Below are 1,710 nucleotides of genomic sequence, written 5' to 3'. Positions count from 1 at the left end.
CGCCCTAGGGCGTGTTTCAGAAGTGGATCACTGGTGGTGAGTGATGGCCGGTCATGGTCCGGAGCTAAGATCATTGGTCTGACGCCGACCTGAGGAGGCGGGCGAATTGGCCGCCGTGGTACTCGTTCACGGCCTGTATCACCGTCCCGAGCACTTCGCCGTGGTGGCAGAACGCTTGCGGACTGCAGGAACCGAGGTTCTCGTTCCCGAGCTCCACCGGGGCTCATTGCCCGCTGACACAGCCGTGGTCCAGGCTGCCGTCGACTTGCTACCGGAGCCACCGACTCTGCTCGGTCACTCCTACGGCGGGTCAGTGATCACCGGGGTGCGCGGAGCGGGACACTTGGTCTATCTGGCCGCCTTCGTGCCGGATGTCGGCGAGAGCGCGGCCGGTCTGGGTGGCGCGTCCCCGCAGCTCCAGGACGCGATCAGCCCCGAGCCCGACGGCTCGACCAGCCTGCACCCCGACCGGGCTCTCGACACCCTGTACGGCGACTGTCCCGAATCTCTCGCCGCCTGGGCGGTTGGCCTGCTGCGTGCGCAAGCCCCCGGCTGCGGGCGAGGCGTCCCAGAGCGCCACAGCTGGAAGCACACTCCCTCCACCTATGTCGTCTGTGGACAGGACCAGGCCATCGACCCGGGCCTGCAGCGGAAGATGGCCTCGCGCTGTAGCGACGTGCGCGAGTGGCAGACAGGCCACTCCCCGTTCGTAGGACAGCCCGATCTCATCGTTGAACTCCTGCAGGAACTGCTCGCCACCGACACCCCACGCAGGCGAGATGAAGGAGTCACAACCACTCGTTGATGGCTGCGACCAGCACGGTCGCCTCGTAGCGGACGGCGAGCTTGTCGTACCTCGTTGCCACCGCGCGGTGTCGCTTGAGGCGATTGATTCCGCACTCCACCGCGTGGCGTTCTTTGTAGTCGGCCTTGTCGAACTTAGGCGGCCGGCCGCGGTGGGAGCCGCGTTTCTTGCGGTTGGCGATCTGGTCGCGCTTCTCCGGGATCGTGCAGCGGATACCGCGCTTGCGCAGGTAGGCGCGGTTCGCGCGGGAGCCGTACGCCTTGTCGGCACGCACCTTGTCCGGCCGGGTGCGCGGGCGGCCCGGCCCGAGCCGGGGCACCCGGATACGGCCGAGGACCACCTGGAACTGCGGGGAGTCACCGCGCTGCCCGGCCGTGATCACCAGCGACATCGGCTTCTGGGCCTGCTCGACCGCCAGGTGGAGCTTGGTCGTCAGCCCGCCCCGGGAGCGTCCGAGCCCGTGGTCGTCGGGCTCGGTGAAGACACCACCTGGCGGCTCGATCTGCAGATCCCCTTTTTGCGGGCACCCGCCGCATGCTGGTGGGCGCGGGCGATAGTCGAGTCCACCGAGACGTCCCAGGTGATCAGTCCCTCGGCGTCGGCCCGGGCCTGCAGTTGCTCGAAGATGCGGTGCCAGGTGCCGTCCCGCTGCCAACGCCGGAACAGGCCGTAGACCGTCTCCCACGGGCCGTACCGCTCGGGCACGTCCCGCCAGGGAGCACCAGCGCGGGTGCGCCAGCGCATGCCGTCTATCAGTTGCCGCTTGGTGTGTACCGGCGGCCGTCCGGACTTCTTCCCAACCGGGAGCAGTGGCTCCAGCTTCGCCCATTGCGCATTCGTCAGATCATGCCTCCCCATGAAGTGGATCTCGACACATCAAGATCCACTTCTGAAACACGCCCTAG

The 1,710-nt window shown here is 67.7% G+C and carries 2 protein-coding genes; one reads left to right on the top strand and one right to left on the bottom strand.

Features of this window, described 5'->3' with window-relative positions; translation table 11 throughout:
• The first annotated feature begins 106 nt into the window (after nt 1-106).
• On the top strand, nt 107-805 hold the full coding sequence (locus AB0M67_RS41580; RefSeq protein ID WP_365753414.1) for an alpha/beta hydrolase: 699 nt from the start codon (nt 107-109) through the stop codon (nt 803-805).
• Here the strand turns inward: AB0M67_RS41580 and AB0M67_RS41575 are convergent.
• Nucleotides 789-1,663, bottom strand: a protein-coding gene (locus AB0M67_RS41575) for an IS5 family transposase (RefSeq protein WP_365753412.1) whose coding sequence is annotated in 2 segments (ribosomal slippage) — nt 789-1,316 and nt 1,319-1,663 — 873 coding nt in all. Because the reading frame shifts where the segments join, the coding sequence is not laid out codon by codon here. The two genes, AB0M67_RS41580 and AB0M67_RS41575, sit on opposite strands and share 17 nt — an antisense overlap.
• Nucleotides 1,664-1,710: the final 47 nt, after the last annotated feature.

The organism is Streptomyces sp. NPDC051662, from assembly GCF_040681655.1.
Classification (GTDB): domain Bacteria; phylum Actinomycetota; class Actinomycetes; order Streptomycetales; family Streptomycetaceae; genus Streptomyces.
Note: the sequence above shows the minus strand (reverse complement) of the source record. Positions and strands in the feature narration are given on the sequence as shown.